Below are 6,512 nucleotides of genomic sequence, written 5' to 3' on the forward strand. Positions count from 1 at the left end.
TATCGACGAGCAGGCTGTCACCTTCTGCGCGCATCGACATCGTTACCTTGACGTCTTTGAGCCGCCGCTCGGCGGTGCGAATGGCCATCTCAATGGCCGCTTCGTTAGCGCCGTTTACGTGCTTGATGCCGTCAACCACTAATTGTGGAGTGTAGACTTTTCCATCACCGCGCGACAGCGCATAGTCTCGTTGCCGATCGCTATTCTCAGGACTTGAGAGCGTGTCGTGCCAACCAAGGTAGTTCCAATAATCAACGGAGAACGAGAGCGTGATGACACCGGGCTTGTCGCGCAGCTCATCGAACAATGCATCCGCCGGCGGACACGAGGAGCAGCCCTGGCTTGTGAACAGCTCCAGCAAAACCGGCGTATCTGTGGATTTATCGAGCGCTTTTGCTAGGCTGGCATTGTCAGCCTTTGCAATTGCGAATGTTGCGCCGAGACCCAGGATGAAGAAGACAGCAGCGGCGCCAATACGCGCCCGGGATGTTTCGGAATAAGCAGTTTTCATGACCCTTAGCATGCCGGAATCCGAAGAATTTTTCTGGCAAAATCGGATCGCACGCGGTCACAACTCGGTGACCTGAGTTCGGTCAGAGGCACGATCCTTTGCACCAGGACGAGGTTCGCGGACACGTTGCGTCAAGCATTCCGCCTTTGACCTACGCAGATTCCTTGACCAGGCTCCGTAGCACGTAATGCAGAATGCCGCCGTTCCGGAAATAGTCCAACTCGTCATAGGTATCGATTCGGACACTCAGCGGAACCATCCGTGTACTGCCATCTGGATAGGTGATGGCAGCCTCGATAATCTGGCCTGGTTTGATCTCGCTGATCCCTTCGATACTCACAGTCTCATTCCCAACAAGCCCTAGCGTTTCCCAGGACGCATTGTCTGTAAAGGTCAGCGGCAACACGCCCATACCGATGAGGTTGGACCGGTGAATGCGCTCGAAGCTCATTGCGACGACAGCGCGCACGCCCAACAGCCGCGTTCCCTTGGCCGCCCAGTCGCGAGAGGATCCCGTGCCGTATTCCTTACCGGCGAACACAACTAGCGGCACGTTCTCGCTCTTGTAGCGCATTGCCGCGTCGTACATCGCAAGCCGGTCACCGGACGGGTAGTGCACGGTGACGCCACCCTCGACGCCAGGCACCATCTGGTTCTTGATGCGTGTGTTTGCAAATGTGCCACGCATCATCACCTCGTGGTTGCCACGGCGCGAGCCGTAGGAATTGAAGTCTGCTGGCCTGACGCCATTCTCAGTGAGATAGCGGCCCGCCGGACTATCACCTTTGATCGCGCCGGCAGGTGATATGTGGTCAGTGGTGATCGAATCTAAGAACAAGCCAAGAACGCGCGCATCGACGATGTCGGAGAGCGGCTCAGGCTCCATCGTCATGTCCGCGAAGTAGGGCGGCTCCTGCACGTAGGTTGATTTCGTGTCCCACTGATAAGTGAGTCCGCCCTCGACAGCGATGGCTTGCCACTCTGGATCGCCTTTGAAAACGTCCCCGTAACGCTCCTTGAACATCGACTTCTTAACGGCCTTGCGTACGAGCTCCGCGACTTCCTTAGAAGACGGCCAGATATCTTTGAGGAAGACGGGTTTTCCGTTCTTGCCAGTGCCGATGGGCTCTTTCGTCAGGTCGACAGTCACCGAGCCAGCGAGGGCATAAGCGACCACGAGCGGAGGAGAGGCGAGATAGTTCGCGCGTACATCGTTGTTCACCCGGCCCTCAAAATTCCGGTTTCCTGAGAGAACCGAGGCGACGGCGAGACCGTGTTCGTGAATCGTATGCGAGATCTCTTCGGGTAGCGGTCCCGAATTACCGATGCACGTTGTGCAACCGTAGCCAACCAAGTTGAAGCCGAGCGTATCGAGGTCTTTTTGCAGACCCACTCGTTCCAAATAGTCGGTCACGACCTGTGATCCTGGGGCCAGTGACGTCTTGACCCAAGGCTTCACGCTGAGACCTTTATCAACCGCATTCCGCGCCAAGACGCCCGCGCCAACCATGACGTAGGGGTTCGACGTATTGGTGCAGGACGTGATTGCGGCAATCACGACATCGCCATGGCCCAGATCGAAGTTCTTGCCGCTCACTGCAACGCGCTTATCAGCTTCCGCGCTCTTTCCGTATTCCTGGTCGAGAACTTTCTCGAACGCTGACGCGGCGTTGGTCAAAGCCACGCGGTCCTGAGGCCGCTTAGGCCCGGCGATGGACGGCACGACGTCAGCCAGGTTGAGCGACAGCGTGTCGGTAAAGACAGGATCTGGCGTATCGTCCTTGCGGTACATGCCTTGCGCCTTGGCGTAGGCCTTCACTAGGTCGACGCGCGACTCCTTCCGCGCGGTTGCCTCCAAATAGGCCAAGGCCTCTTTGTCGATAGGAAAGAACCCACAAGTTGCACCATACTCCGGCGCCATGTTCGCAATCGTTGCCCGGTCTTCCAGCGGCAACTTATCAAGACCCGTGCCGTAGAATTCGACAAACTTTCCAACGACCCCTTTCTCACGGAGCATCTCGACCACGGTGAGCACGAGATCGGTCGCCGTAACGCCTTCCTTGAGTTCGCCTGTCAGTTCGAAGCCGATCACTTCTGGCAGCAGCATGGAGATCGGCTGACCGAGCATCGCGGCTTCCGCCTCAATCCCGCCGACGCCCCAACCGAGAACCGAGAGGCCGTTGACCATGGTCGTGTGCGAGTCTGTTCCAACGAGCGTATCCGGATAGGCGACCGTCGCGCCGTTCTCTTCCTTGGTCCAAACCGTCTGGGCGAGGTATTCGAGATTGACCTGATGACAAATGCCGGTGCCCGGTGGGACAACGCGGAAATTGTCGAACGCACTGGCTCCCCAGCGCAAAAACGCGTAACGCTCGCCGTTGCGCTCATATTCCTTGTCGACATTGATTTTGAACGCGGCGCCCGAGCCGAAGGCATCGACCATGACCGAATGGTCGATCACGAGATCTACAGGTGCCAGAGGATTTATCTTCTTCGCATCGCCGCCAAGTTTTTCGACCGCGTCCCGCATAGCCGCAAGGTCCACGACTGCGGGCACACCGGTAAAATCTTGCATCAGCACACGCGCGGGGCGAAAGGCAATCTCTCGGTCGCTGCGCTTGTTCTGCACCCAGTGGGCAAGCGCACGGATGTCGTCCGATGTGACCGTGCGTCCATCCTCGTGCCTCAAGAGATTCTCAAGAAGCACTTTCAGGGAGAAGGGCAGACGACCGACGCCGTGCAATCCGGCCTCCTCTGCAACCTTCAAATCGAAATACTCGTAATCGTGCTTGCCGACCTTCAGAGTGCGCCGGCACTTGAAGCTGTCGAGCGAGGTCAAAACCGCCGATGTCAATGAAATCTCCTTTACGAGCCCGGAAGACGGGCAAGTCCCAGCAAATACGAACGCCTCAGCCAATGGCAAGCAAAGATGCAGCCAAGATGCCTCGCCGCCTGGTATGAGGCGCTGAACCGGACAATCGGGTGCACATTTTTCGGAGTTCCCGGACTGCCACGAGTCTTGGCCTTTGGATACACGCTTTTCCGCAACTATAAAGACCCTGGGAGCGACCACACAATGACACCAAGGGACGCGCCCTTCATGGCTTCGGCGGCCAAACCTGCCGAAAATTTGCGCAACTAGGCTGCAGATCGCTTTATGAGCACTCCCTTCACCGCAACTCTCGAAGCGCGCGACGTCGCCTGCGACCGTGGCGGCAGGCGCCTCTTCGAGAATTTGTCCTTTAGCCTCGAGCCGGGCGACGGGCTGCTGGTGCAAGGCCCTAACGGGACCGGCAAAACCAGCCTTATGCGTCAGATTGCCGGTCTCTTACCGCTCTCAGCTGGGGAAGTATCTATAGGCGGCGTCGACGCGGACATACCCCTGGCCGAGTTTTGCCATTACGTCGGACACCTCAATGGCGTGAAGGCCAGTCTAACGGTGCGCGAGAACCTATCGTTCTGGAGCCGCTTTCTCCACGGAGACTCCGAATGGGACGATATGGAGACCGCGTTGGACGTCTTCGGCCTGACGGAAATTGCCGACGTTGCAGCTGGGTTCTTATCCGCTGGCCAGAAGAGAAAGCTCGCACTGTCGAGACTATTCGCTTGTGCGCGGCCAATCTGGCTCCTGGATGAGCCCTCGGTCTCGCTCGACGCAGCATCCGTGGAACGTCTTGGAAGGGCCATCAAGAAGCACGGCGAAGCGGGCGGAATCGCGATTGTCTCAACCCATGTACCGCTCGCGACACCCCTTAGCTACACCCTCGATCTGCATCGACTCGACCCGGTGCGAGATCCTCACCTCGACGCAAGCGAGGGGGACTTGGCGTGAACGCAGCGCTCGCTCTTTTACGGCGCGACATCGCGCTCGCCTTTCGCGAGGGGGGCGCCATAGGCGTAGCGCTCGGCTTCTACCTGATGGTCATCGCGATCGCACCGTTCGGCCTCGGACCCGACATCAACTTGCTCGCGCGCGTGGCTCCAGGATTGTTGTGGATTGCCCTGCTGCTCGCGGCATTGCTTTCGGCGGATCGCATCTTCCACAACGACTATGAGGACGGATCCCTTGACGTTTTATCTATGGGACCCGTGCCACTCGCGGCTGTGGCGGCGTCAAAATCACTCGCCCACTGGGCGACCACCTGCGTACCTCTTGCCCTGCTCGCTCCCGTGCTGGGGCTGTTGCTGAATTTTCCGATCGATGCGATTCCACTCCTGGTGCTGACCATGCTGGTAGGAACGCCCGCCGTCAGCTTCATTGCCAGCATTGGCGCCAGCCTCACGCTCGGCTTGCGACGAAGCGGTCTCCTGCTCGCATTGCTTGTTTTGCCCCTTTACGTCCCCGTGTTGATTTTTGGCGCGTCCACGATTTCCACGGCGCTCACTGGACCCGGATCGCCCTGGCCGCCCTTTCTAATGCTCTGCGCCATAAGCCTTGCCAGCATCATCCTTGCGCCTATTGCCGCAGCCGCTGCCTTACGCACGAGCTTCCGCTAGCAACCGCGTCCCATGGCGCGTCCTCTTACAGCACCGCTCCATTTTTCATGATGGTTCTGCTTTGCGCTTTGCAGTTAAAGCTACTAGATCAGGGACAATGACATTATCGATTACCAGCCTGGCGAACCCGACACGGTTCCTGAACCTTGCCGACAAGGTTCTCCCGTGGCTGATTGCGCTGACCGCCATCCTGCTCGGGACGGGGCTTTATCTTGGTTTTTTCGTTGCGCCGGCCGACTACCAGCAAGGGGAAACGGTCCGTATCATGTATATCCACGTGCCATCGGCATGGATTGCCATGTTTGCCTATGTCCTGATCGCCGTTGCCGGACTCGGCACGCTGATTTGGCGGCACCCGCTGGCCGATGTCTCGGCCAAGGCCGCAGCGCCAATCGGCGCCGCTTTCACCTTTCTCGCCCTCGTCACCGGATCTTTGTGGGGCAAGCCAATGTGGGGAACTTACTGGGTCTGGGATGCGCGGCTCACCTCGTTCCTGGTCTTGTTCCTGCTTTATCTCGGCCTCATCGCGCTCTGGCAGGCGATTGAAGAACCGGGTCGTGCTGGACGGGCCGCGGCCATTCTCGCCCTCGTAGGCGTGGTCAATATTCCGATCATCAAGTTCTCTGTAGATTGGTGGAACACACTGCATCAGCCGGCGAGCGTGTTTCGGGTAGAGGGGTCGGCGATTGACCCTTCGATTCAAACGCCGCTGCTGATTATGGCGCTGGGATTCACGCTGCTCTTTGTTGTGCTGCACCTGATCGCAATTCGCGCCGAGATTTTGCGCCGCAGGGTGTACGCTCTGCAGCAAGCGCAAGTCGCGCAAGCAGCGTCGACCTAACGCGCAAGGACCTAAGTATGCTCGGCCTTGGACCGCACGCCAGCTTCATCATCGCCGCCTACGCGGTGACCTTCATCACCTTAGCGTTCTTGGTGATTTCGATCGTTGCGAGCGATCGCAAACAGCGCCGGCTCTTGGCCGACCTTGAACGCCGCGGCATTACACGCCGCTCGGCAGCGAAGCCAAAACCAGCCGCCACGCCCACGGTGACCCGAACGGTCCCGTAAGAACCGATTTCAACCAAATGACAGAAACCAAGTCCTCACGAACGGAAAACGAACGCGCAGCATTGCCAAAGGCCCGAAAGCGCTCATTCGGCGTTCTTTTGCCCTTCGCGCTCTTTGCGGCTCTTGCGGGGCTGTTCTTCATCGCTTTGAACGCGGGTGACCCCTCGAGCCTGCCATCGGCACTTGTCGGCAAGCCGGTGCCAGCATTTGAATTGCAACCGCTCAACGCAGTGGACGCCACGACCAGGGCTCAGGACACCGTGAGTTCAGAGGTCCTGGGCAACGGCAAGCCGGCGATTGTCCACTTCTTTGCATCTTGGTGTGGACCGTGCCGCGAGGAGCATCCGGCAGTGATGGCCCTTTCAGAAAAGTTGCGCGCACAGGACCCCGGCATCCCATTTTTCGGCATCAACTACAAGGACGAAGCGACCGCGGC

Annotated in this window: 7 protein-coding genes; 5 read left to right on the forward strand and 2 right to left on the reverse strand. The window is 58.6% G+C overall.

Going from position 1 to position 6,512, the window contains the following annotated elements; translation table 11 throughout:
* Together AC33YF_RS12220 and acnA are read right to left on the reverse strand one after the other, a co-directional pair.
* The coding region (locus AC33YF_RS12220; protein ID WP_491777484.1) for a DUF1223 domain-containing protein at positions 1–511 on the reverse strand (511 nt) is incomplete at its 3' end.
* Positions 512–662: 151 nt separating this feature from the next.
* Positions 663–3,365, reverse strand: a complete 2,703-nt coding sequence (gene acnA, locus AC33YF_RS12225; protein WP_491777485.1) for an aconitate hydratase AcnA — start codon at positions 3,363–3,365, stop codon at positions 663–665.
* Positions 3,366–3,668: 303 nt separating this feature from the next.
* Here acnA and ccmA point away from each other — a divergent pair, with 303 nt between their 5' ends.
* From ccmA to AC33YF_RS12250, 5 genes are all read left to right on the forward strand, one after another.
* Complete coding sequence (gene ccmA, locus AC33YF_RS12230) at positions 3,669–4,343, forward strand: heme ABC exporter ATP-binding protein CcmA (protein ID WP_491777486.1); 675 nt, start codon at positions 3,669–3,671, stop codon at positions 4,341–4,343.
* Positions 4,340–5,008, forward strand: a complete 669-nt coding sequence (gene ccmB, locus AC33YF_RS12235) for a heme exporter protein CcmB (protein ID WP_491777487.1) — start codon at positions 4,340–4,342, stop codon at positions 5,006–5,008. The genes ccmA and ccmB overlap by 4 nt, the downstream gene beginning before the upstream one ends.
* Before the next feature lie 97 nt (positions 5,009–5,105).
* A complete protein-coding gene (locus AC33YF_RS12240; RefSeq protein WP_491777488.1) occupies positions 5,106–5,849 on the forward strand; it encodes a heme ABC transporter permease in 744 nt (247 codons plus the stop codon).
* A 17-nt stretch (positions 5,850–5,866) separates the two neighbouring features.
* A complete protein-coding gene (gene ccmD, locus AC33YF_RS12245; protein WP_491777489.1) occupies positions 5,867–6,076 on the forward strand; it encodes a heme exporter protein CcmD in 210 nt (69 codons plus the stop codon).
* 17 nt (positions 6,077–6,093) lie between these two features.
* On the forward strand, positions 6,094–6,512 hold a 419-nt coding region (locus AC33YF_RS12250; protein WP_491777490.1), incomplete at its 3' end, for a thioredoxin domain-containing protein.

It is taken from the genome of Methyloceanibacter sp., assembly GCF_058506495.1.

What these genes read in the sequence shown, in the direction of transcription:
- ccmA (WP_491777486.1), top strand. Translation starts at nt 3,669, where the DNA reads ATGAGCACTCCCTTCACCGCAACTCTCGAAGCGCGCGACGTCGCCTGC.
- AC33YF_RS12240 (WP_491777488.1), top strand. Translation starts at nt 5,106, where the DNA reads ATGACATTATCGATTACCAGCCTGGCGAACCCGACACGGTTCCTGAAC.
- ccmD (WP_491777489.1), top strand. Translation starts at nt 5,867, where the DNA reads ATGCTCGGCCTTGGACCGCACGCCAGCTTCATCATCGCCGCCTACGCG.